Raw genomic sequence first — 23,255 nt, 5'->3', positions numbered from 1 at the left:
CACCCCGCCATCCCGTAGGAGCGAGGCTTGCCCGCGATGGCCATACCGCGCAACGCCTGGAAGACCACGCCATCGTTCATCGCGGGCAAGCCTCGCTCCTACAGAAGACAAGCCGTTCGCGGCAACGGCGGTTTGCGGGCAGAATAGGCCGCCCGGTTCCCTCAAGGATTCCCATGCGCCAGGTGCTGCTGATCATCGACGTGCAACCCTCGTTCAACCCGCCGGACTGGCTGGTGAACGGCATCAACGCCCTGCTCGGCCAGTTGCCCTCGGTGGCCACCGTCGAGCGCCATGACGAAAGTCGCACGCCCTTCGTCCGCCAGCTCGGCTGGCGCCCCGCCGCCGATGACCACAGCCTGGTCGCCGCCGACCGCGTCTTCATCAAGCACGGCTACGCCCCCACGCCGGACACCATCGCCTACCTGCGCAGCCTGGCCCCGGACCGTGTGCTGGTCTGCGGCATCCAGACCGACACCTGCGTGCTCGCCGCCGGCTTCGCCCTGTTCGACGCCGGCCTGCAACCGACGCTGATCACCGACCTGACCGTGGGCTCGTCACTGGACCGCAGCGGGCAGTTGGGCGTGCGGTTGTGGCAGCACCATTTCAAGCACCTCACGACCAGCACGGAGCTCTTTGCCTTGTAGGAGCAAGCTTGTTCGCGATAAAGCATTCAGGCCTGGCGACAAAAATCGCCGCGAGGCCATCATATTGATATCATCCGTTTCCTTGACAGCGACCTTCCACTGTTCGCTGTCGAGCAGCCCCTCCTGGAAATGGAATCCCCATGTATCTCGCACGTCCGCTCGCCATTCTCGCTCTTGCTCTGCCCACCTCTGCCTGCACCGTCTTCGTCCGCTCCGCTTCGCCGCCGAAGAAACTGCCACCTTCTACCTCCCCGCTGGCGTGGTGAACATGACCGTGATTCAGGACCCGCAAGGCGGCGGTCTGTGCCGCAAAGGCTTTCTGCCTGGCGTAACCACTTCCCATCTGCTCAGTGCTGACAAGCCGTTACATGCGTATCAGCACCGGAAACTATCGCCGGCCGAGGGTGCTGGAAACGAATGACTGAGTGACCAATCGGCCTGCAGCGCACATTGGCCTCACCCACACGCTCACAAGGAACCAGGCATGAGTTACTTCGTACATATCTCGTTCGACATCAAGAATGCCAAGGACTCGCTCCACGGCACCTATGTCTACAAACTGATTGGCAAGGCATTGGAAAAAATCGATTACTCGAAGGTCGTCAAAGGCAAGCGCAAAAAAACAGAAACCAAACTGACCGCCAATACCTTTATCGCCGAGTTCGAGAAGGCAGGCACACACCAGACCGACATCACGAAATTTGTCACCAAAGAGCTGCGAAAAATATTCAAGGCGCATCAAGTCGAAGGGAAATACTTTATTTCCACCGGCACGCAGTGGGCCTGGAAGATAGGCAAAATCAACAAGACGAAATAACCCTGGCGTTTCTCCCGTTGGCTTCATCACACCTCGGATCCTGGACGCTCCAGGTCTGAGATGTGACGCACTCATCAACCCGCCCGCGCCTCCACAGATCAGGCGAACCCGCGAACAAGGTTCTGGCCGACACTGGCCAGGCACACGGCTTGAGCTAAGGTTGCTGTTTTCCCTATCGCCGGATCCGTCATGCACAGCTCGCTCTCTGTCCAGTACATCCAGACCCCATCCCTGCACATCGCCTACGAACACCACGGCCCCGCCGACGGCGAGCCGGTGATCTTGCTGCATGGTTTTCCCTACGATCCTCGCGGCTACGACGAGATCGCCCCCGAGCTGGCGATGCGCGGCTATCGGGTGATCGTGCCGTACCTGCGCGGCTACGGCCCGACCCGTTTCGCCAGCCCGGACATCCTGCGTTCCGGGCAACAGGCGGCACTGGCCCAGGACCTGCTGGACCTGATGGATGCCTTGAATCTGCCCCAGGCCGCCCTCGCCGGTTTCGACTGGGGCGGTCGCGCCGCCTGCATAGTCGCCGCCCTGTGGCCGGAGCGGGTGCGCTGCCTGGTGAGCGCCGACGGCTACAACATCCAGGACATCGCCCGCTCGACCCAACCGCGGCCGCCCGAGACCGAGCACCGGCTCTGGTATCAGTACTATTTCCACACCCAACGCGGGTTGGACGGCCTGACCGCCAACCGCCGCGAACTGTGCAAACTGCTGTGGCAACTGTGGTCGCCGACCTGGGATCGCGGTGGCGAACTCTACGACCTCAGCGCACCGTCGTTCGACAACCCGGACTTCGTCGAAGTGGTGATCCATTCCTACCGGCATCGCTTCATGTACGCCCCAGGCGACCCAAGCCTGGAACCCATCGAACAGGCCCTGGCGCGGCAGCCGCCGATCCGCGTGCCGACCATTTCACTGTGCGGCGGCGCCGACGGGGTCGGCCCGGCGAGCGAAGAAGATGAAGACATCGGCCTGTTCACCGGCCCTTACCAGCGCCGGGTCTTGCCCGGCATCGGCCACAACGTGCCGCAGGAAGCACCGCACGCCACCTTGCAGGCGTTGCTGGAACTGCTGCAAACCACTAGCTGACCACGGCCCCTTTCGGGTGAGGGTTTCTTGCAACCTGATAACCAGAAATCCGCCCTTGCTCGTACTGCGTGCTGGTTACTGACAACCCATGGGCCCGCTCACGGCGCCGCCCTCTGCCCCTCCGGCGAAAAGCGCTCCCGATACGCCTGTGGCGTCACGCCCATGGCCCGCAGGAAGCTGCGGCGCAGGGTTTCTTCGCTGCCGAAGCCGCATTGCACGGCGATGCGCTTGATGGGCACGCAGCTGTCGCCGAGCAGGCGCCGGGCGTTTTCCACGCGGATTTGCTCGATGGCCCGGGCCGGGGTCTGGCCGGTGTCGGCGCGGTAGTGGCGCACGAAACTGCGCTCGCTCATGCCGGCTCGCTCGGCCAGGGCCGGGAGGTTCAGGTCGCGACCGAGGTTTTCGGCGATCCAGGCGTGCAGGTCGTCGAAGCGGCTGCCCTGTTTTTGCAGGGCCAGGGTCGCGCTGAACTGCGACTGGCCGCCCGGGCGCTTGAGGAACACCACCAGCTGCCGGGCCACGTCCAGCGCCGTGGCATGCCCCAGGTCCGCCTCGACCAGGGCCAGGGCCAGGTCGATACCGGCGGTGACGCCGGCCGAGGTCCAGACCGGCCCCTCGTTGATGAAGATCGGGTTGGCCTCCACCCGCAGCTGCGGATATTGCCGTGCCAGTTGCTCGCAGCGGGTCCAGTGGGTGACCACCCGGCGCCCGTCGAGCCAGCCGCTGGCAGCCAGCAGAAAGGCTCCGGTGCACACCGACGCCACCCGCCGCGCCGATGCGGCCTGCTGGCGAACCCAGGCCACCAGCGCCGGGTCTTCGGCCGCGGCGTACACGCCCCAGCCACCGGCGATAACCAGCGTGTCGCAGGGCGTGCCCGGCGCCGGCAAGGGCTCGGCCAGCAGCGCCAGCCCGGCCGAGGTGGTCACCGGCCCGTCGCCCGCGGCGATCACGTTCACCACATAAGGTGGCGGCAAGCCTTTCTGCCGCGCCAGGTCGTTGGCCGAGGCAAACACCTGCAACGGGCCGGTGACGTCGAGCACCTGGGCGTTGGCGAAAGTCAGTACATGAACGGTTCTGGCGGTCTGGGACATGATTGGCGTAAATCGTGGGCAGGTTGGCGTATTCGCCAAAGCCTAGGGCGCTAGAGTCGAATCGTCCAGCCGCACAGCTGCGGACACCTTCGACTTTCCAAGGGAGATACCCATGACGCTGCAGATCGGTTTCCTGTTGTTCCCCAATGTCCAGCAACTCGACCTGACCGGCCCCTACGATGTGCTCGCGTCGCTGCCGGATGTGCAGGTGCATCTGGTCTGGAAGACGCGCGAGGCGGTCACCGCCAGCACCGGCCTGGTGCTGCAGGCCACCACCAGCTTCGCCGACTGCCCACAACTGGATGTGATCTGCATCCCCGGTGGCTCGGGTGTCGGGCCGTTGATGGAAGACGCGCAGACCCTCGACTTCATCCGTCGCCAGGCGGCGCAGGCGCGTTATGTCACTTCGGTGTGCACCGGCTCCCTGGTGCTCGGCGCCGCCGGGCTGCTGCGGGGCAAGCGCGCCACCACCCATTGGGCCTACCACCACTTGCTGGAGGCGCTGGGGGCGATCGCGGTACAGGAACGCGTGGTGCGCGACGGCAATGTGTTGAGCGGCGGCGGGATTACCGCCGGTATCGATTTTGCCCTGACCCTGGTTGGCGAACTGTTCGATGCGGCGACGGCGCAGCGGGTCCAGTTGCAGCTGGAATACGCCCCGGCTCCGCCTTTCGCGGCGGGTAGCCCACAAACAGCACCCAAAGCGGTGGTGGAGCAGGCACGGCAGTTGGCGGCGAATTCCATCCGGCAGCGCGGCGAGATAGTCGAGCGGGTCGTGGCCCGGTGGCGGCAGGCCTGAAGCGACGCTTGCAAAAGCGCGAGGAAAGGCAAGATGCGGACCAGGGCAACCTTATCGGCCAGCTGAGCCCTGGCCGCATCTTCGGTGCGCCAATGTCAGGCCGGGACGGCTTGCTCATTGGCTTGAAGGACGTAGTCGATCACCTGCTGCACGGTCTGCAGGCCATCGGCTTCATCGTCCGGGATGGTCAGGTCGAACTCGGCCTCCAGGGCCGACACCAGTTCCACCCGGGCCAGCGAGTCGGCGCCCAGGTTCTCGACGAACGAGTCCTGGTTGCCGATCTGCGCCAGTTCGACGGCCAGTTCGGTCGCCACCACTCTTTTCACACGTTGTTCGAGCGTTTCCATAGTCATTCCCTTGCAGTTGGATGCATACAAACGAAACAGTGGCCGACCCGCGCCGGCCACCGGGTTATTGCGCCAGGCCTGGCGCGTCAGACCGCCGTCAGGTGCATGAAGCCACCGGAGAAGCGCCCGCTTTCCGGGACGAAGCACAGCACGCGCTGGCCCTTGTGCAGGCGGCCGGACTCCAGCAGTTCGTGGACCATGATGTAGATCGACGCCGCGCCGGTGTTGCCGCGCTCGGACAGGTTGGTGTACCAGCGCTCCTGGGGAATCGCCATTTCGGTGTTTTCCAGGCACTCGGCGATCGGCTTGCGGAAGTATTCCGACGACATGTGCGGCAGGAACCAGTCGATGGATTCCGGCGACAGGTTGTGCTTGATCATCACTTCCTTCAGCGGCCGGCCGAGGGTGTACTTCACCACGTTCTCGTTCAGCAGCCGCACGTCCTGCTTGATCGCGAAGATCGAGCGCGCAGCCCATTGCTCCGGCGTCAGCAGCTTCCAGCCGGTCAGGCTGTCGTCTTCGGCCTTTTCCGCACCGGCGTACATGCAGGTCGGCAATTCGTTGGCGTAGGAGAAGATGTCGACCCAGTCGATACGCAGCGACAGGCTGCCGGCGCGCGGCTGGTTCTCGATCAGGAAGGCCCCGGCGCCGTCGGACAGCATCCAGCGCAGGAAGTCTTTCTCGAAGGCGATTTCCGGACGGGCCGCCAACTGGGCCACCAGCGCCTCGTTTTCCGCATCGAAATTACGCGCATGCAGCACCGGCGACAGCACTTCCGAGGCGGTGGCCACGGCATTGCTGCTGGCCCCCGAGAGCACCGACAGGTAGGCGTATTTCAACGCCGTCAGGCCGGCCAGGCAGATACCCGCCGTGGACACCACTTCGCACGGCTTGTTGCCCAGCTCGCCATGCACCATCACGCCATGGTTGGGCATCAACTGGTCGGGCAAGGTGGTGCCGGTGGACAGGCATTGCATGGAGTCCAGGGTAAAACCGTCGCCCACCAGGCCCTTGATGGCCTCGGCGGTTATTTGCGCGTTAGTGAAACGCGGAATACCGGTCTGCGGGTCCAGCACATAGTAGCGTTGCTTGATTCCGTTATTACGCAGCACTACTTGCCGAGACCGTGAAGGTCGCCCACCCACATACCCGAGAATGCTTTCCATCGTATCGTTATCCACTGCCTCTCCCGGCATATAAGTGGATGTTTTCGTAATATAGGCAAACGATTCACTCATGATGATTTCACTCTTTAGTTTCAAGGTTTAATTGCGAGCCGGACGGTTGTTCGTAATAACGCTGCAACTCGTCCAGTCGCGTCCGGATGAAGGGATGAAGCAAACGACGTAACACCAGTGAGATAGGCAGGACAGTCATGATGACCAGCAATAGATAAACGATGAACAAACACAGCAAGAGTCGCCGCAGCCATTGTCCATACTTGCTGAATCGGCAAATGATTCCCGACCAGAACTTGAAGCCTTTATAGGCGGCGCGCTCGCTGAGTATTAATCCGGGGTTGACGATCGCGGCCCCCAGCCCAGCCAGCATTGGCCCATCGGCTTTCTCTTTATTGGCTTGCAGGGCGGCTTTCAATGCCCGCCCGAAACGTGCGGCGCCGCGCACATCCTCGGCGCTGATCCCGGCCTCGGGCAGGCCCATGAAGGATTCGCGGCTACCGGTGAACATCCAGCGCGGCGTGGTGATCAATGTCGCGAACGTATTGGCCCGATCGGTCAGCACCACGTTGTCGCGCAACTGCGCGCCGGCCTCGTCCAGCAGGCGCTTGACCGCCTCCTGGGCCATCAGCCACATGTTGCGGCAGGCGATCACCGTGACCACCGGGCGCCCGGCCAGCAGGCGCTTGCCTTGCGCGCTCTTGAGAAACGCGGTGATCAGCGGCGATGGCGACAGGTACCAGACCTGATACGCCAGGATCACCAGGTCAAAGGGCCCGGGATGATCGGTATGCACCGGTTCGATGGCCGGCGGGCTGAGCTGGACGGTCTCGGGGAACACGTCGAAGAACTTGCCCACCGGCCAGGGAAACGGATAGGCGACCCGTGGCTTGAGCACCACTTCATGCACCTTGACCTCCTGCGTCGCACGCAGGGGCGAGACCAGGCTTTCAACCACTTCGCTCAACTGACCGCTTTGCGAATAACGAACCACAAGAACATGTTTCATAAGTGCAGGACCTTTTGCTTTTCAACCACAAAGACACGCCATAGATCACTTGGGATGAACTTCAGCATGAAAGGCAGTTTTATAAGTTGGGCACGACAAAAAAGACGCGCGCTGTATTCGTTGCAGGTCGAACGTACACACAAAAGACAATGAACGACGAAACAGCAGCACCCGGAGCAGCGGCCTGGTGACGAACTGAAACCGGAAATCGTCCACCCCGCATTACAAATACTTTCTACCTGCGTTGGGCAGAAAGAACCTGTAGTGGGACAGAACCCGTCTTCTGGCGGAAACTCTATCTGCAATCAGGCGCTTGTAAACCTACCAACTCTGGTAGGTATTTCATGCTATTCAACACAGGGCCTTACATGCTCTTATCGGAACTTTTTTTATTTAAGCTAGAACGTCATTCAATACTGGCTAGTGGCCTTAGTTGGTTTTTTTCAGCAAGCCGGCATAGGGCCCCGCACCGGTCTTTTTCCGGGCAGCCGGCCCTGCACCTGAGGTGCAGCGGCGGCGGTGATTGCGGCATCGCGGCGATGGCGCCGCGTGAGGGGAAACCCGTCAGCGGCAGAGGCCGGGCTTTTTGACAGGCGAAAAAAAACCCGCCGAAGCGGGTTTTTTTCAAGACCATTACGACATCCTGTCGTTGCAATCCTTGCAATGGTCGGTCTTCCATGACCCTGAGCGCATCCTGCGCTGCAGTTGGTGGGTGAAGATTAAGCCTGTCGCCCAATCGGCAACAGACGACATAGCAACCAGCGCATGTAAGCCTTTCGCCATACCCCCACTTACGAAAACCCCTAGGCCCACCCCTGGCCCACAGTCTCCAGGCCATGGATAGCCAGTTCCGCCACCTGCAACTGGTGTTCCGCGCTGGGTACGTCGCAGTCCTCCAGGAACCACGCGGCAGACAGCCCGGTATAGGCCAGCACCCATTGCAGCAGGCGCCGGCGCTCCAGGCCCGCGGCCTGGGCGATGACCTCGACCTGGCGGGTGAAGCGCCGCGGGTCGCTGCTGGTGGCCAGGTCCGGGTTGCAGATCAGGTTGGCAAAGTCGTAGCCACGCTCGCCCATGACCCGCTTGGGGTCGATCGCCAGCCAGCCGCGCGCGTCGAAATCCAGCACGTTGTCGTGATGGATATCGCCGTGCAGCACCACCGGCTCCCGGGGCGACGCCAGCAGTTCGTCGGCGGTGGCCAGGCAGCGCAGGAAAACCCCGCCCTCGCGCCGGGCGGCCGGGCGCAGGGCCTTGAACCATTCCTGCAAGCTCAACAGCGGCGGCCGGGGCGTCGAGCGCGGCGCATGCAGGCGCGCCAGGCTGGCGCAGACGATCCGGCTGACCTCGTCGTCTTCGCCGGCCAGCGCCATCTGCATCAGCGAGCGCCGGCCCATGGCCCGCTCCATCAACAAGCCATCGCCGTGGTGCGCGTAGACCCGGGCGGCGCCCTCCCCGGCCCACCAGGCCATCAGGCGATTGCCGTGTTTTTCCTCGTCGTCGAGGGCGATCTTCAGCATCGCCGGCGCGCCGTCCAGGCGCACCGGCAACAGGTGGCTGCCGGGCGTGACGATAGGCGCGCCATCGACCTGCAGGTTCCAGCGCTTCAGGTAAAACTCGAACATCCGTGACTCTTTCCGTTAAGACTCGACAAAAGCCTGCAATTGCCCAAGGGCCTGGTCCCACTGCTGGCCGATCATCTCCAGCGAACGCCGGGCTTCGGCCAACCGGTCCGGCTCAAACGCCCACAGGCGCTCGCGCCCCAGTTTGGTGTCGCGCACCAGGCCGGCCTGCGCCAGGACCCGCAGGTGCTTGGTCACCGCCTGGCGAGTGATGTCGGTGCCGAGGGTCAGCTGGCTGATCGACAAGGCGCCGCCGCCGCACAAGAGGACGACGAGCCGCAGTCGGGTCTCGTCGCCCAGTGCCGCAAAGATCATGGCCGGGCCGCCCAGTGACGCCGCCATGGGCAGAGATGGGCAAAGGAAATCAGGGGCCAAGGTAGGCCTCGATATTGTTCATCTGTTCGTCCCAGCCGCGGCTGTTCATGCGAAACGCCTTGAGCCGCCGCTCGGGGGGAATGCCGTCGAACCCCGACTCGACCACCCGCAGCAAGGTACCGCCGTCCAGGTCTTCGAGTTCGAATTGCACCAGGGTGCTGGGCTCGCCGGAATAATCGACGCCCGGCTCCACCGCGTAGGGGTGCCAGCTGAAAGCGAACAGATGTTCGGGCTCGAGCTTTTCCACCCGCACATCCCAGACCAGATGTTCATAACCGGGGTAGGTAATTTGCCCGCGGGTGCGCTGCCCAACGACAAACCGCTGGCCCTCCAGCGCCACGCCGAACCAACTGCCAAAGGCCTCGGCATCCGCCAGCGCGGCCCATACACGGCTGCGCGGCGCATTGAGCAGGATCTTTCTTTCGATGCGATCTGATGAGTTCATGGGTCACCTCCAGTGATGAAACCCTAGCTCGCCTTCGGCAAAGAGCAACCTTAAAGTTGCACTTTCCAAGCAAAGACAGACATGCGGTCGGCGGCTAGGATGCACGCCACGGACTAAACGCCAGCCGCATCCCTGGCCGGCGAAACATCATCGACGCCTTTTATTTTCCATCGCGAGAACCGCCATGAACCCACGTTTGCTCCTCGCCCTGCCCCTCCTGCTCACCCCGCTGGCCCAGGCCGACGATTGCGCCAACGCCACCACCCAGGCCGCCATGAACCAGTGCGCCGCCGAGCAACACAAGGCGGCGGACAAGGAACTGAACACGCTCTACCAGCGCATCAACCAGCGCCTGGAGGACAACCCGGACCGCAAGAAGCTGCTGCTCGGTGCGCAGCGCGCCTGGGTGGCCTTCCGGGATGCGGAGTGCGGGTTCGCTGCCTCCGGGGTGGCCGGTGGCAGCGTTTATCCGCTGCTCTACAGCAACTGCACCACCGAGCTGACCAAGGCCCGGGTCGAGGCCTTCAAGAGCTACCTCAAGTGCCAGGAAGGCGACCTGGGCTGCCCGGTGCCGGGGAACTGATGAGGTTCGCTCGCGCATCTTCTGCGGGAGCGAATTCGTCGGGCCGGCATCGGCGACTAGCGCACGAACACCTGGGCCGTGGTGATCGCCATGTCCCCGCCCGGCAGCTTGATGCTGCCGATCTGCTTCATGCTGTCGGCATCGAAGATCGCCACGTCGTTGAAGGTCCCCGACAGGTAGATCTTGCTGCCCGCCTTGTTGAACGAAATGCAGTAGTAGGAATGATCCAGGATGGCGGCCTGGAGCAGTTTTTTCTGCTGGATGTCGTACTTGGCCAAGCGGTTGAGCACGCCGAACATCAGGTTCGGGTCCTTCGGCGAACGCATGCCGCTGAAGTAGATTTCGGTCAGCGGGCCGAAGTCGGTGGTTTCGCTCTTGCCGGTTTTCAAGTCGATGCTGAACAGGCCGTACAGGTATTCGGCGGTGGCCGGGTCCTGCTGCTTGTCCTTGAACTTGGCGGCGGTGTAGAGCAGCGAGAAATCATGCCGGTAAGTCTGCTGGTTCCACACGTAGAGCACGTCCGGCGCGCTGTAGTTCGGGCGTTTCCAGTGGCGGCTGGGGATCAGCACGTCGAACTTGCCGGTCTTGACGTCGACCTTGTACACATCCGCCCCGGCCACATACAGCGAGCCGTCGTCGCCGCTCTGCATGATGGTCAGCTGCCGCGGCGCCGGGAAGCTGCGCACCGGCTTGGCCTTGAGCCCGGCGTCGGTGGCATACACGTCCAGCCGTGGCTGCTTGACCTCATAGCGGTCGTTGAGCATCTGGGTCGGGTTGGCCACGGTGTACAGCTCCTTGCCGTCGTGGCTGACGGTGAAGGCGAACATCGAGCGCGCCTTTTCCCCCGGCTGCTGGGTGATGCTGGCGTGGAACACCTGCTTGCAGCTGTCCAGCTCGACGCCGTAGACATCGGCGTAATGGTTGTTCAGCACGTAGGCGACCTTGCGGTCCGGCGCCAGCTGCACGGTGCCCGGGCCGAAGGCGTCGGGCAGCTTGCAGGTCTTGTACAGGGTGTCGCTGGCCAGGTCGATCACGTGCAGGTTGTTCGGGTAATTGGTGGTGACCATGTATTCATGGCCGGCGTTGAGGGCCTTGTCACTGTTGTCATCGGCCAGGACGCCGAGGGAACAGGCCCCCAGGACGGCGGAAGCGGCCAGGCCGCAGGCATTTTTGCGAAGCATGCTGGAATCCTTCTACTGACCGATTACTTGTCTTTAGGGAACACGGTGCCAAGGTTGCGCCAGTTCTCGTTAGAGGCCTGGGCGTCCTTGTTCCAGTCGGGGTAGGTACTCATCATGTCCGGCACCTGGGCCGGCCACCAGCAAGGGTCGGAGCAACCGTAGAGGTCGGCCTCCATCGGCTGGCACAACGACGACACGCCACCGAAGGCATCGATTTCCCAGCCCGGGTCGGTGGTCGAGGCACAACCGGCCACCGAACTCATGGCAACCACCTCTTCGATACGGTTCTCGTCGGCGGCCTGTTCCAGCTTCTGGGCTTTGTTATTGATCGGCTTGAGATGTTTCATGTCAGTGAGCCTTGCGCGGAGTGATGTAGCTGCTGATGAACGCAGGGTTGCGGGCCATGATCCGGCTGTAGACCTCGATGCCGAAATCCACCCAGTCACGCATCAGTTCGCAATAGTGATAAGTCGGGTGCGCCGGGTCGCCGTAGCGGGCGTAGCTCTCGTGGTAACAGCCGCCGGAACACAGGTTGCGGATGCGGCAGCTGTCGCAGCCGGTGTTGCTGCGGTCCAGGCGCTGGGACAGGAAGTCGTTGAGCTCCACCTGCTTCACCCCGCCCTCGCGCACGTTGCCGAAGGTCGGCAGCGATGAGCCGGTAAAGCGGTGGCACAGGTTCAGCTCGCCCTTGTGGTCCACCGCCAGCATCTTCAGCCCGGCGCCGCAGGGCAGCGCCTTCTTGTGGCCTTCGTGGATATCGGTGATCAGCTGGTGCAGGTTGGAGAAACCGATATTGCGATGCTCCAGCGCCGCCTCCAGGTAGCGCCGGCCCAGGCGCTTCATGCTGGCGAAGACTTCGACCAGTTCTTCGCCGGTGAGGTTGAAGCTGCTGATATCGCCCGAGGTCACCGGGGCAAACCCGACCTCGGCGAAACCCAGCTCGTTGAACAGGTGATCCCAAATGGTTTCCACGTCAGTGACGCCGGTGGTCAACGTCACCCGCGCGCCGACCGGGCGGCTGTCGTAGCGCGCCAGCAGCATCTGCGCCTTGCGCCGCACCACGTCGTAGGTGCCCTGCCCGCCCACGGTGATGCGGTTGCGGTCGTGCACGGTCTTCGGCCCGTCGATGCTCACCGACAAGCCAAAGCGATGGGCATTCAGGTAGTCCACCGTTTCTTCGGTGAGCAGCGTGGCGTTGGTGGTCATGACGAACTCGACGAATTTGCCCGACTCGCGAAAACGCTTCTCGCAGTAGTCGACCATGTATTCGATCAGCTTGCGGTTGCTCAGCGGTTCGCCACCGAAGAACACCACGGTGAAACGCTCTTCGTCCGGGGACTCCCTGAGCAGCATTTCCACCGAGGCGATGGCCGTCTCGACGTCCATCTTCTTGCCCGCCGAGGGCTTGTCCAGGTCTTCCTTGTAGCAGTAGGTGCAGCTCAGGTTGCAGCCGGTGTTGACGTTGAGCACCACGGTATTGATGGCCGTGCGCTCGACCCGCTTGACGGCGATCTCCGGGGTTAGCGGCGAGCCGTCGCTGACCAGCTCCAAGGCGATCAGCTCGCGCAGGGTCTCGTTGATTTCCTCACCGTCGTACTGGCTGCCCAGCCGCTGGAGCAGATCGCTGGAAGAACAGCCCGCCTCGCGCAAGGCATCGATGATGCTGCCCGTGAGGGCGTCGCTGGCGAACAGCGAACTGCTGGGAATGTGAAACAGCATGCGGTCGGCATCGACCTGCACTTCGTGCAGGTTGCGTTCGACCAGATTCAAGATGGCGCCCATTGCAAACCTCCTGTGCCGGCCCTCTTTTTGCGGGGCCCGCGGTCATTCCAAAAGGGTGGGGTCAGTCGCGGACCGCGCCTTAAGGGATGGGTGGATTGTTCCAGCGTTGCACGGTGACGATCAGTTGGCCTTCGCCGGTCAGGGATTTCCCAGCGTCGTCGACGGCGGCGATCACCTTGAGGTTGCCGGCGTTGTTGGTGGACATCTTGCGCTGTGGGTTCGGCCCGGCATCGCCCGGAATGAACACGCCACTGTCGGCCTGCATCTGGCCTGCGAACTTGACGTCCTCGTCTTCCCTGGCGCGCTCGTCGAAAGGCTCGACCTTCCACTGCGCCGGGAACACGCCGATGCGGTACGGCTTGCCATCGGCGCCCTTGCCCCAGGCCTCGGCATCGAAGCGGCCCTGGACCTTAGGCGTCGAACTACCGCCGTCGCCCACCCGCGCCACCGAGAACTCGGGCACCACCTTGACCTCGGCGATCTGGCTGTACACCGCCAGCGTCGCGCCGTTCAGGCTGCCGACGGTGACGTTGCGCAGGCCCGGTCGGGCATCGGCCGCCGCCTTGAGCCTGACCTTGATCCGGTTCGCGCCCTGCTCGATGACGTCGACCACCTGCACGCCCTTGCCGAAGCTCGGCGTGCCGCTGAGGCCGCTGCCGATCAGGGTGACTTCGGCTTCACTGCCGGCCTTCAGGTAACCCGGCTGCACCGCCAGCAAACGGCTGCTGCCCTGCTTGGCGGCGATAAAGTCCAGGCCGCGCTCGTCGTGCTCGGCCTCGAACATCCGGCCCTGTAATGCATTGCCCTGGGCGGCGAACACCTGGCGCAGGGGCACGCCGTCGATGCTGACATTGCCGCGCCATTCGTAGCCGCTGTAGAGGATCGCGCTGCCCTCGCCGTTGAACGGGCTGCCATCGGCGTACTGGCCCTTGATGCCGACCTTGAAGCTGTCGTTGCCGTCGGCAGCGACGCTCATCACCCCGGCCAGTTCGCCCTTGCCCGGCAAATGGCCGCTAAAGCTCCAGTCGCCCACCAGGGCCTCGGCCTTGGGCGCGCTGGCCAGCCATTTGGCCCAGGCCGGGTTGTCCAGCGGATAACGTTTGGCCAGCAGCGGCACCATCTCCTTGCGCGCCAGGTCGAACCAGTCGCGGTCGCGGGACAGCGCCTGGTATTCCAGGGACGGCCATTGACCAAGGTGGAAGTGCACCAGGCGCTCCCACTCCTGGGCCGGACGCCGTTGCAGGGCGACCCGCGCGCCGGAGTGGCAGCGGCCGCACATCTGGCTGGTCTGTACGTCGAATGTTTCCACGGTGTTCAGTCGCCGCTCCAGGGCATAGCGCACGCCCTCGGTTTCACTCGGCGCCAGGCCCTGGGTATCGGCCAGGTACTTGACCAGGGTGCGGCGGTCGTCGTCGCCGATCTGCACGCCATGCATGATCTGCATGCGGGCAATGCTCATCAGCCAGCCTTCCGGAGTCTTGCGCTGATGGCTGATGCGGCTCAGGCCACCCTCGGCTTCCGGGGTGTGACAGCCCTGGCAGGTTTCCTTGAGGATGGCCTGGGCATCGCGCGCGGCAAGGCTGGGAGGGGAATGCAAGGCGGCGCAGACCGCCAGCGCCAGCAGGCCGCTGGACGTGCCTGCTCGGAGTGTTCTCTTGATCAAGGTCGGACCTCCACGGAGCTCTTTATCAGGAGCTTTTTATTAGCGAGCTTTCTTATTGTTGTGCGTCGTTTTTTATGGTTTCTGCCAAGCCCGTCGCGCCGGGCCCGGAGGCAAGAGAAACGTTCGAGATCAGCAATACACGGAGCGTGCCAGCTTATAAATGATGTTTTTTATCAATGGCTTGCTGGAGTTCCAGAGCACCTCTCCCAGGCAATCGACTGCCTGACGCGTTTAATTTCGCGACAACTGTTCCACTCTGAGACGAGCGTAGATGACATCCCGACAGCAAGGCAGCCGACTACCGTGGCAGGGCTCGAACGTCCCCCTCAGCAGCTGCTACGATGCCTGGCTTAACCGCTTCAGCCATTGGCTATGACAGGAATCGCGCCATGCTCAACGCCCTGCTTTTCGATCTCGACGGCACTCTGACCGACACCGACCAACTGCACCTGCTGGCGTTGCAGCAGTTGTTGCTGGAGGAGGATGGCCGGGTGTTTACCCGGGAAGAGTTCGAGGCCCATGTCAGTGGCCAGGCCAATGCCGCGATGTGCCGCTATCTGTTTGCGCAGCGCTCGGTGGCCGAGCATGAGGCGTTTGCCGACCGCAAGGAGGCGCGCTTTCGCCAGCTGTCGCCGCAACTGACGCCGATGCAGGGCCTGCTGCGGCTGCTGGATTTCGCCGCGCAACAGAACATCGGCACCTGCGTGGTGACCAATGCGCCACGGGCCAATGCCGAGCACATGCTGGCCGTGCTCGGGCTAAGCGAACGCTTTGCGACTGTGCTGGTGGCCGAGGAACTGCCGCGGGCCAAGCCCGACCCGCTGCCTTACCTGACCGGCCTGGAATGCCTGGGTGCCCGGGCCGAAGCCGGGATTGCCTTCGAGGACTCGATCCCCGGGCTGACCGCCGCGGTCGGCGCCGGGATCTTCACCGTCGGCCTGGCCACCAGCCAGCGCCCCGAAGCGTTGCTCGCCGCCGGCGCGCATCTGGTGGTCGAGGACTTCAACGACCCGCAGTTGTGGGCCGTGATCGAGCGGATGCACGGCCCCCGCCGATAGCCCGTCAGGCCCGTTCCGCCGGGCAATTCAGAAACAAGCCGAGGCTTTTCAGTTACGTCTGATGGTCCGGCGCGCGTTGGCTCTTGAAGATAGCGCCCCGCACGCCTGCCGCACCAAGGACTTTCATGAGCGCCCTCAACCGTTTCTCCCTACCGGCCCTGCTGACCCTGCTTGGCCTTGCCGCCAATTCGGGCCACGCCCAGCAAGACCCCGAACCGGCCCCGCCAGAAGCCACCAGCAGTTGCCTGAGCCGGGGCGAGGCGATCAAAAGCAGCCTGGAAAAGCTCCTGCCCGACGCCGAGTATCGCCAGCTGGCTGGCCTGCAACGGGCGCTGGACCCCCTGAGCGACTATTGCGACGGCCTGCATTTCGAGCACAACCCGCCCCTGCGCCAGGCCGAATACCAGGTGATATTGCGCCAGATGGAGCTCGACGCCGCGCAGCGTTATGGCGACCCGCGCATCATCGAAAAACGCAAGGCGCGGCTGACCCACGCCCTGCAAGTTTTGCAGTACGCCCTCGGCGCACATGGCGGCTGAGCGCGCGAACGGCCTCGCCGGCTCACCTCGGCGCCAAACTTTCTCCAAGCGATTCAATAACCTGCGATGGCCGCCGAGACGCACCCAGGATTTCTTGCGAATGGGAATGCAACTAATTGTTATGCAAGGAATTTTCTGAAATACAGCTAAGATTGTTCTGACTCGTGCCGATGTTTTGAAAGGACACAGGGAGCAATCTGGAAATGAGAAACAATCAGCCCGTTACACAACGTGAAGTGGCTTTAGGGTCAAACCAGAAACTCATCTCCACCACCGACGCCCATGGCGTCATCAGCTACTGCAATGACGCCTTCGTCGATATCAGCGGTTTCGACCGCGACGACCTGATCGGCGCACCTCAAAACATCGTCCGTCATCCTGATGTCCCTCCCGCGGTATTTGCCCATATGTGGGCGGCGCTGAAACAGGGCAAGCCGTGGATGGGCATCGTCAAGAACCGCTCGAAAAACGGCGACCATTACTGGGTCAACGCCTACGTCACGCCGATTTTCGAAGGCAGCCGGATCGTCGGCTACGAATCGGTCCGGGTCAAACCCAGCGCCGAACAGATCCGTCGCGCGCAAGACCTCTACCAACGCCTCAACCGCAAGCAGCCGGCCATCCCCCGTCGGCATCGCTGGCAACCGGCCGTGCTGCGCTGGCTGCCGTTCCTGGCCACGGCCCTGGCCGGCGGTCTGAGCGGCATCTGGCTGGCGCCACCCTTGGCGCTGGCGGTGGCCGCCGGGCTTTCGGTGCCCCTGGCGCTGCTGGCGATCCAGCGTGAAGGCAATGCCGCCCGGCGCCTGCTGCAACTGGCCGACTCGTCCACCAGCGACCCACTGATCGCGCAGATGTACAGCGACGCCCACGGCCCCCAGGCCTGCCTGGAAACCGCCTTCATCAGCCAGGACGCCCGGCTGAAAACCTGCCTCACCCGCCTGCAGGACAGCGCCGAGCAACTCAACGCCCTGGCCAGCCGCTCCGATACCCTGGCCGGCGACAGCTCCCGTGGCCTGGACCGCCAGCGGGTGGAAACCGAGCAGGTGTCCGCCGCGGTCAACCAGATGGCCGCCACCACCCAGGAAGTCGCCAGCCACGTGCAGCGCACCGCCGACGCCACCCAGGCCGCCAACCAGTTGACCGGGCGCGGCCGCGAGGTGGCGCGCGATACCCGTGAAGCCATCGAACGCCTGTCGCAGGTGGTCGGCGAAACCGGGCAGAACGTGGCGCAACTGGCCAGGGACAGCAACGAGATCGGCACCGTGGTCGACGTGATCAAAAGCATCGCCGACCAGACCAACCTGCTGGCGCTCAACGCTGCCATCGAAGCGGCCCGCGCCGGCGACATGGGCCGCGGCTTTGCCGTAGTGGCCGATGAAGTGCGCCAACTGGCCCAGCGCACCGCGCAGTCCACCCAGCAGATCCACGAGCTGATTACCCAGTTGCAGGCCTCCTCGCACAACGCCGTGCAGAGCATGGAAAGTGGCCAGCGCCAGGCCGAGGAAGGCGTGGCCCGGGTGCTGGAGGCCGACCAGGCGCTGCTGGGCATCAGCGAAGCGGTGGCCAACATCACCGACATGACCACCCAGATCGCCGCCGCCACCGAGGAACAGAGCGCGGTCGCCGAAGAGATCAGCCGCAATATCAGCACCATCGCGCAACTGGCCGACCAGACCTCGGACCAGGCCCGTCACTCGGCCGAACTGAGCAAGGAACTGACCCAGACCGCCACCACCCAGTATTCGCTGGTGGAGCGGTTCAACCGCTAGGCTCGGGGCGCCTGGGCGGGTTTATCGCGAGCACGCTCGCTCCTGCAAAGGAGCACCGGCCATGGTCGGAGCGCGCTGGCCCGCGATCGAGAAGGCGGCCCTCGCCCACCCGCCACGCATAAAAAAGCCCGCCATTGCGCGGGCTTTTTTATGCCTCGCAGCCGGCTTCAACCAGCCGCCAGCTGCTGCTGGTATTCCTTCACGTAACCGTTGGCCAGCCGGTCCTTTTGTTTGTCGTCGAGGATCTTGCCGGCCATCTGGAAGAACTTCTGCTCTTCCTCCTCCAGGTGGTGATGCACCTTGTCCACCAGCTTCTTCGCCGTGGCCAGCCAGGCCGGGCTGGACATCTCGGTGTCGTCCAGCGCCTCGATCAACTCGTCCATGGCATGGTGCTCGGCAATCGCATGCCGGCTCAGGTCGACGCCGTTGTCGTGGGTCATCAACGGCAAATAAAAGAAGCGTTCCTCGGCTGTCTCGTGGGCCTGCACTTCAGCCTTGAGCTGGGCGTAGGCCTCGCTGCGCTCGGGGCTGTCCCCCGAGGTGCGCAGCAGTTGCGCCGCATAGCTGCGCTGGCGTTCGTGGCTCTCACGCAAGGCTTCGAATATGTTCACGGGCACCTCTTCACGGTTGGGCCGATACCGGCTGGTCTTCGCTAGACACTGGCCGCGCGACGGCAGTTCAACCGCAGATGGCCGCACCGGAAATATCCGTGGGGCCGCTGCCGGCAGGAGCAGCCAGCCAGCGAATGGCTGCTGCTCCCGCAGCGGATTACTGCGCCTCGGCCTGCTCCTTGCAGTCCTTCAACAGCATCTGTTCCTTGGCGGTGTGGTCGGCTTCCAGAAAGCTCAGCACGCCGGTGTCGCCCTTGGTGTGCCAGCGGTAACTGTTCTGCTCGTCATCGGCGATGTACAGCGCGCCGGAGCCTGCGCGGGCGATGTGCATGGGTATCAGTTGGCCCTTGTAATACAAGGTGGCGAACGAGGCGCCGTTCTCGATGTTCAGGTACGCCGCCTGCACCTCGGCCCCACCCTCGCAGCGGTACTTGGCCAGGCTGCTCTGGAAGGCGGGCTGCTGCGGCTCGGCTGGCGCCGGCGTGGTGGCGGCCTGGGCGAATAACGGCGCCAGCAGCAAGGCGGTTCCCAGAATCGTTGCAATCTTCAATCTACAGCTCCTTGTTCAATGCACCTGTGTGGCAGCCCTTTTACGACGAACCAGGCTCCCATAAGTTCAGGCCGCGGTGTCTCAAGGCATTCGCAATTTGCGACAACCGGTTGCCGGGGCTTTTCCGAAGCCCTGAAAAAACACATATGGAATCAGCCACTTAAGCGCCAGCGAAAACTGGCACAGCGGTTGCGAAAGCCCTCGCCTCACGCATAACAAGAGGTGCTGTCATGGCTATTGCAACCCTGCTCCCCGCCACCACCGCGTTTATCCAGCGCGCCCCGCGCATGCTGATCGGCGCCCAATGGGTCGAGGCCGCCGACGGCCAGACCATGCCCCTGCACAACCCGGCCACCGGCGAGCCACTGTGCGTGGTGCCGCGCGCCACGGTGGACGATGTCGACCGCGCGGTGCTGGCTGCGCGCCAGGCCTTCGACGATTCGCCCTGGAGCCGCACCCGCCCGCGGGAACGGCAAAACCTGCTGTGGAAACTCGCCGACCTGATGCAGCGCGACGCCGAGCTGCTGGCGCAGCTGGAATGCCTTAACAACGGCAAGAGCGCCGCGGTGGCCCAGGCCATGGACGTGCAGTTGGCCATCGACTTTTTGCGCTACATGGCCGGCTGGGCGACCAAGATCGAAGGCAGCAGCGTCGAGGTTTCCCTGCCGCTGATGCCCGACCAGCAATTCCACAGCTACATCCGTCGCGAGGCGGTCGGCGTGGTCGGCGCCATCGTCGCCTGGAACTTCCCGTTGCTGCTGGCCTGCTGGAAACTCGGCCCGGCCCTGGCCACCGGCTGCACGGTGGTGCTCAAGCCGGCCGACGAAACCCCGCTGACCGCGCTGAAGCTCGCCGAACTGGTGCAGGAAGCCGGCTACCCCGACGGCGTGTTCAACGTGGTCACCGGCACCGGCCTCACCGCAGGCTCGGCCCTGACCCACAACCCGCAGGTGGACAAGCTGACCTTCACCGGCTCCACCGCCGTGGGCAAGGAAATCGGCAAGATCGCCATGGACTCCATGACCCGGGTCACCCTGGAACTGGGCGGCAAGTCACCGACCATCGTCATGGCCGATGCCGACCTGGGCAGCGCCGCGGCCGGTGCCGCCAGCGCGATCTTCTTCAACCAGGGCCAGGTCTGCTGCGCCGGCTCCAGGCTGTATGTGCAGCGCAAGCACTTCGACAATGTGGTGGCCGATATCGCCGGCATCGCCAACGCCATGAAGCTGGGCAGCGGCCTGGACACCAGCGTCGACATGGGCCCGCTGATTTCCGCCCGGCAGCAGGAGCGGGTCTGGCGCTACATCGAGATGGGCCGGGAAAGCGGCGCCACCCTCGCCTGCGGCGGCGAGCAGTTCGGCCCCGGCTACTTCGTCAAGCCAACGGTGATCGTAGACGTCGACCAGCAGCATTCGCTGGTGCAGGAAGAGATTTTCGGCCCGGTGCTGGTGGCCATTCCCTTCGACGACGAAGCCGATGCCCTGCGCATGGCCAACGACAGCCCCTACGGCCTGGGCGCGAGCATCTGGTCCAACGACCTGGCGGCGGTGCACCGGATGATCCCGCGGATCCAGTCCGGCTCGGTCTGGGTCAACTGCCACAGCGCCCTCGACCCGGCGCTGCCCTTCGGCGGCTACAAGATGTCTGGCGTGGGCCGGGAAATGGGCCATGCGGCGATCGAGCACTACACCGAGCTGAAATCGGTGCTGATCAAGCTCTGAGCGGTGAAAACCGGCACTGGCGGGGCGCTGCGCCAGCGCCCATTCGATACCCGAAGCCGCCCCCGCCCGCCGCGCCGGGGTGGCTTCGCTGGGGCTTCGGCGTCCCCCGACGACCGGTGGGGGCTGCCGGACGGCTGCCCGGTTCCGCCCGAAAACGGCTGCTACGCTCAGGCCGAGCCGGCTCGACAGCAGCCCTGCGGGCCTGGCTCATGAACCGCCTCATACCACCGAAAACCTGAGGAAAGCACCATGGGATCAAATGGAAGTGATCACGACTACGTCCAGTGCGGATGCCACAACCCCGTCTGGAACGCCCTGAAGGACAGGCTCGACCCGGTCGGCCACACCGTCGCCAGCCAGTCACGTAGCGAACAGCAACAGGCCATTGAAGCGGTTGGCGAATCCATCGTTTTTACCGGCGGCACCATCTACCCCCTGCGCGACGGCAACATGGACGAACGGGTCGAGGCCCTGGGCATCCATGCTGGCGATGTGGTCGCCGCCGGCACCCTGGCCGCCGTCGAAGCCCGCATGCAGGCCCTGGGCATCGCCTACCGGAAGCAGTCCCTGAACGGCAGGACCCTGCTGCCCGGCCTGATCGAGCCCCACGCCCATATCGTGCAGAGCTGCGCCATGGAGGGTTGGCTGAACCTGGGGGCCATCGACAGCGACAGCCTCGACGAGCACAAGAACCAGCGGCTACGGCCTCTTTATGACTGGTCCTGGTTGAAAACCACGATCCGCGACAACCTGCCCGAGGACAGCACGGCGTGGATCCTCGGGCACATGGTCGACCCGGCGCTGATGCCCTTCGAGATCGTGCCCGGCAACCTGAACAAACTTCTGACCCTGCACTGTGGCCCCGGCGACGAAATCGGCAACCTGGACACCATCGACAAGCAGCACCCGATGCTGCTTATCAGCGCGTCGATGCACACCGCCTACCTGAACACCGCGGCGAGCGATGCCGTTTACAAAAAGACCGGCATCCGCGCCAGGAACGGTGTCCTGCAAGAAGCCGAAGTGCTGGCCGCCATCAAGACCATCCCCCTCAAGCAGCAACTGGACATACTGAAGATCTTCAAGCACCTGGAGAACTACTTCGACACCGCCGCCCGCCGCGGTATCACCCTGCTCTACGACGCCATGATGGACCCCATGTCGAAGCTGGTGCTGAGCGCCTACTTCCTGACCCGCCCCAGGAAGCTGCGGATCGGCTACGCCGCGGCCTGCGACGGCACCGCCAAGAGCATCGGCCAGCTGCCGCCCTACCGGGCCGCCAGCCGGGAGGAGGCCAAGCGTATCTACCAGGGCTCGGTCAAGCTGGTGTCCGACGGTTCCAACCAGGGGCTGACGGGCTACCAGAGCACGCGCTACTGCTGCGAGACGGACTTCGGGCATTCACGGGGCAATTTCAATTTCTGCGACGAGCACCAGCCGGCCCCGGTAGAAACTCCCGAGGCCTACAAGGCCCTTGTGCAAAACGCCATCGACACGGGCTGGCCGCTGATGATCCACGCCAACGGCGACCGGGCCGTCCAGTTCACCCTGCAAGCCTATGCCGATGCCTTGCAGGGCGGCAGCGCGCTGAAAAAACGCCACCGCATCGAACACTGCTCGCTGCTGAACGAAGACAGCCTGCAAACCATGAAACTGCTGGGCCTGTCGCCGAGTTTCCTGATCGGTCATGTCGGCTATTGGGGCTACGTCTTCAAGCAGGCGATTTTCCAGAACAAGGCCGAGCAGATGCTCGACCTGTGCCAATCGGCCCTGGACCACGACCTGCGAATTTCGCTGCACAGCGACTGTTCGGTAACGCCGCTGGGGCCCCTGCGCTCGATGGAACAGGCGGTGACCCGCAAGATGGAAGGCATTCGCGATGCCCAGGGGCGGTTCGTCCATGACCCAAGGCTGCAACCGATCCTCAATGAAGCCGAGTGCCTGACGCGCAAACAGGCCCTGAAAGCCATCACCTATGACGCCGCCTGGCAGTGCCACGCCGAAGGCTGGAGCGGGTCCTTGCAGGACGGCCATTTCGCGGATTTTGTGATTCTCGGGCAAGACCCGCTCGACGAAACGGTGCCGGCCACCAGCATCAGGGACATCACGGTCTGCGAAACCTGGAAAGGCGGTCAGCGGGTGTACGTCAATTCCGCTAGCTGACCGCTAGCCAAAGCACACCGGGTGCCTGCCCAGGCCCCGGCTTGCCGGTGTTGGTCGGCGCTTTGCCAGGAAGTATCAGGTTTGGGTGGCCGCTGCGCGGATCGCGGGCAAGCCTCGCTCCTACGGGGGCTGTGATCTTCTGTAGGAGCGAGGCTTGCCCGCGATCAATCGCCCAAACACCACCCACCCGACGATCGACCACCGACGCCTTTG

General features: G+C 63.8%; 23 protein-coding genes. 10 read left to right on the top strand and 13 right to left on the bottom strand.

Annotation, left to right across the window (positions count from 1 at the left end):
* Window positions 1–173 precede the first annotated feature (173 nt).
* From BLV20_RS29170 to BLV20_RS29160, 3 genes are all read left to right on the top strand, one after another.
* On the top strand, window positions 174–644 hold the full coding sequence (locus tag BLV20_RS29170; RefSeq protein WP_092305831.1) for a cysteine hydrolase family protein: 471 nt from the start codon (window positions 174–176) through the stop codon (window positions 642–644).
* Window positions 645–1,128: 484 nt separating this feature from the next.
* Window positions 1,129–1,461, top strand: coding sequence for a hypothetical protein (locus BLV20_RS29165; protein WP_092305830.1), 333 nt, complete (start codon window positions 1,129–1,131; stop codon window positions 1,459–1,461).
* A gap of 189 nt (window positions 1,462–1,650) precedes the next feature.
* Complete coding sequence (locus BLV20_RS29160) at window positions 1,651–2,559, top strand: alpha/beta fold hydrolase (RefSeq protein WP_092305829.1); 909 nt, start codon at window positions 1,651–1,653, stop codon at window positions 2,557–2,559.
* A 98-nt stretch (window positions 2,560–2,657) separates the two neighbouring features.
* Here the strand turns inward: BLV20_RS29160 and BLV20_RS29155 are convergent, their stop codons facing one another.
* On the bottom strand, window positions 2,658–3,650 hold the full coding sequence (locus tag BLV20_RS29155; RefSeq protein WP_092305828.1) for a GlxA family transcriptional regulator: 993 nt from the start codon (window positions 3,648–3,650) through the stop codon (window positions 2,658–2,660).
* A 112-nt stretch (window positions 3,651–3,762) separates the two neighbouring features.
* Here BLV20_RS29155 and inhA point away from each other — a divergent pair, with 112 nt between their 5' ends.
* Window positions 3,763–4,449: an isonitrile hydratase gene (gene inhA / locus BLV20_RS29150; RefSeq protein WP_092305827.1), complete on the top strand. Its 687-nt coding sequence runs from the start codon at window positions 3,763–3,765 to the stop codon at window positions 4,447–4,449.
* A gap of 95 nt (window positions 4,450–4,544) precedes the next feature.
* Here the strand turns inward: inhA and darC are convergent, their stop codons facing one another.
* From darC to BLV20_RS29120, 6 genes are all read right to left on the bottom strand, one after another.
* Window positions 4,545–4,796 carry a 2-hexyl-5-propylresorcinol biosynthesis acyl carrier protein DarC gene (gene darC, locus BLV20_RS29145; protein ID WP_092305826.1) on the bottom strand — a complete coding sequence of 84 codons (252 nt, stop codon included), beginning with the start codon at window positions 4,794–4,796 and terminating at the stop codon, window positions 4,545–4,547.
* A gap of 86 nt (window positions 4,797–4,882) precedes the next feature.
* Entirely contained in the window at window positions 4,883–6,034 is a 1,152-nt protein-coding gene (gene darB / locus BLV20_RS29140) for a beta-ketoacyl synthase DarB (RefSeq protein ID WP_092305825.1), read from the bottom strand.
* Between the two features lie 7 nt (window positions 6,035–6,041).
* The gene (darA, locus tag BLV20_RS29135) at window positions 6,042–6,983 is read right to left on the bottom strand and encodes a 2-hexyl, 5-propylresorcinol biosynthesis aromatase DarA (RefSeq protein WP_092305824.1); all 942 of its coding nucleotides are present in this window, start codon (window positions 6,981–6,983) and stop codon (window positions 6,042–6,044) included.
* 803 nt (window positions 6,984–7,786) lie between these two features.
* Window positions 7,787–8,605, bottom strand: a complete 819-nt coding sequence (locus BLV20_RS29130; protein ID WP_092305823.1) for an aminoglycoside phosphotransferase family protein — start codon at window positions 8,603–8,605, stop codon at window positions 7,787–7,789.
* A gap of 15 nt (window positions 8,606–8,620) precedes the next feature.
* Window positions 8,621–8,917, bottom strand: a complete 297-nt coding sequence (locus BLV20_RS29125; RefSeq protein ID WP_092305834.1) for an ArsR/SmtB family transcription factor — start codon at window positions 8,915–8,917, stop codon at window positions 8,621–8,623.
* Between the two features lie 49 nt (window positions 8,918–8,966).
* Complete coding sequence (locus BLV20_RS29120) at window positions 8,967–9,422, bottom strand: SRPBCC family protein (protein ID WP_092305822.1); 456 nt, start codon at window positions 9,420–9,422, stop codon at window positions 8,967–8,969.
* Between the two features lie 184 nt (window positions 9,423–9,606).
* Between BLV20_RS29120 and BLV20_RS29115 the strand changes: the two genes are divergently transcribed.
* Complete coding sequence (locus BLV20_RS29115) at window positions 9,607–10,005, top strand: lysozyme inhibitor LprI family protein (RefSeq protein ID WP_092305821.1); 399 nt, start codon at window positions 9,607–9,609, stop codon at window positions 10,003–10,005.
* A 56-nt stretch (window positions 10,006–10,061) separates the two neighbouring features.
* On the opposite strand, the gene peaD is transcribed toward BLV20_RS29115, so the two are convergent.
* The 4 genes from peaD to peaA all read right to left on the bottom strand — a co-directional run bounded on the left by peaD (window position 10,062) and on the right by peaA (window position 14,628).
* Window positions 10,062–11,186, bottom strand: a complete 1,125-nt coding sequence (gene peaD / locus BLV20_RS29110; RefSeq protein WP_092305820.1) for a quinohemoprotein amine dehydrogenase subunit beta — start codon at window positions 11,184–11,186, stop codon at window positions 10,062–10,064.
* A gap of 23 nt (window positions 11,187–11,209) precedes the next feature.
* The gene (qhpC, locus tag BLV20_RS29105) at window positions 11,210–11,533 is read right to left on the bottom strand and encodes a quinohemoprotein amine dehydrogenase subunit gamma (RefSeq protein ID WP_007921889.1); all 324 of its coding nucleotides are present in this window, start codon (window positions 11,531–11,533) and stop codon (window positions 11,210–11,212) included.
* Window position 11,534: 1 nt separating this feature from the next.
* Window positions 11,535–12,968: a quinohemoprotein amine dehydrogenase maturation protein gene (peaB, locus tag BLV20_RS29100; RefSeq protein WP_092305819.1), complete on the bottom strand. Its 1,434-nt coding sequence runs from the start codon at window positions 12,966–12,968 to the stop codon at window positions 11,535–11,537.
* Between the two features lie 79 nt (window positions 12,969–13,047).
* Window positions 13,048–14,628 (bottom strand): quinohemoprotein amine dehydrogenase subunit alpha, encoded by a 1,581-nt coding sequence (gene peaA / locus BLV20_RS29095; protein WP_092305833.1) that lies wholly within the window; start codon window positions 14,626–14,628, stop codon window positions 13,048–13,050.
* A 392-nt stretch (window positions 14,629–15,020) separates the two neighbouring features.
* On the opposite strand from peaA, the gene BLV20_RS29090 reads away from it, so the two are divergent.
* From BLV20_RS29090 to BLV20_RS29080, 3 genes are all read left to right on the top strand, one after another.
* Entirely contained in the window at window positions 15,021–15,689 is a 669-nt protein-coding gene (locus BLV20_RS29090; protein WP_092305818.1) for an HAD family hydrolase, read from the top strand.
* Between the two features lie 125 nt (window positions 15,690–15,814).
* On the top strand, window positions 15,815–16,228 hold the full coding sequence (locus BLV20_RS29085) for a DUF1090 family protein (protein ID WP_092305817.1): 414 nt from the start codon (window positions 15,815–15,817) through the stop codon (window positions 16,226–16,228).
* A 203-nt stretch (window positions 16,229–16,431) separates the two neighbouring features.
* Window positions 16,432–17,997 carry a methyl-accepting chemotaxis protein gene (locus tag BLV20_RS29080; protein ID WP_092305816.1) on the top strand — a complete coding sequence of 522 codons (1,566 nt, stop codon included), beginning with the start codon at window positions 16,432–16,434 and terminating at the stop codon, window positions 17,995–17,997.
* Window positions 17,998–18,164: 167 nt separating this feature from the next.
* Here the strand turns inward: BLV20_RS29080 and BLV20_RS29075 are convergent, their stop codons facing one another.
* Together BLV20_RS29075 and BLV20_RS29070 are read right to left on the bottom strand one after the other, a co-directional pair.
* A complete protein-coding gene (locus tag BLV20_RS29075) occupies window positions 18,165–18,608 on the bottom strand; it encodes a hemerythrin domain-containing protein (RefSeq protein ID WP_092305815.1) in 444 nt (147 codons plus the stop codon).
* Between the two features lie 157 nt (window positions 18,609–18,765).
* Window positions 18,766–19,158, bottom strand: a complete 393-nt coding sequence (locus BLV20_RS29070) for an MliC family protein (protein WP_092305814.1) — start codon at window positions 19,156–19,158, stop codon at window positions 18,766–18,768.
* 230 nt (window positions 19,159–19,388) lie between these two features.
* On the opposite strand from BLV20_RS29070, the gene BLV20_RS29065 reads away from it, so the two are divergent.
* Together BLV20_RS29065 and BLV20_RS29060 are read left to right on the top strand one after the other, a co-directional pair.
* Window positions 19,389–20,879, top strand: a complete 1,491-nt coding sequence (locus BLV20_RS29065; RefSeq protein ID WP_092305813.1) for an aldehyde dehydrogenase family protein — start codon at window positions 19,389–19,391, stop codon at window positions 20,877–20,879.
* A gap of 249 nt (window positions 20,880–21,128) precedes the next feature.
* Window positions 21,129–23,042, top strand: coding sequence for an amidohydrolase (locus tag BLV20_RS29060; protein WP_092305812.1), 1,914 nt, complete (start codon window positions 21,129–21,131; stop codon window positions 23,040–23,042).
* Window positions 23,043–23,255 lie beyond the last annotated feature (213 nt).

Origin of the sequence: Pseudomonas sp. NFIX28, assembly GCF_900107395.1 — a bacterium.
Lineage (GTDB): Bacteria > Pseudomonadota > Gammaproteobacteria > Pseudomonadales > Pseudomonadaceae > Aquipseudomonas.
The sequence above is the reverse complement of the archived record's forward strand: the minus strand, read 5'-3'. Positions and strand labels throughout refer to the sequence as shown.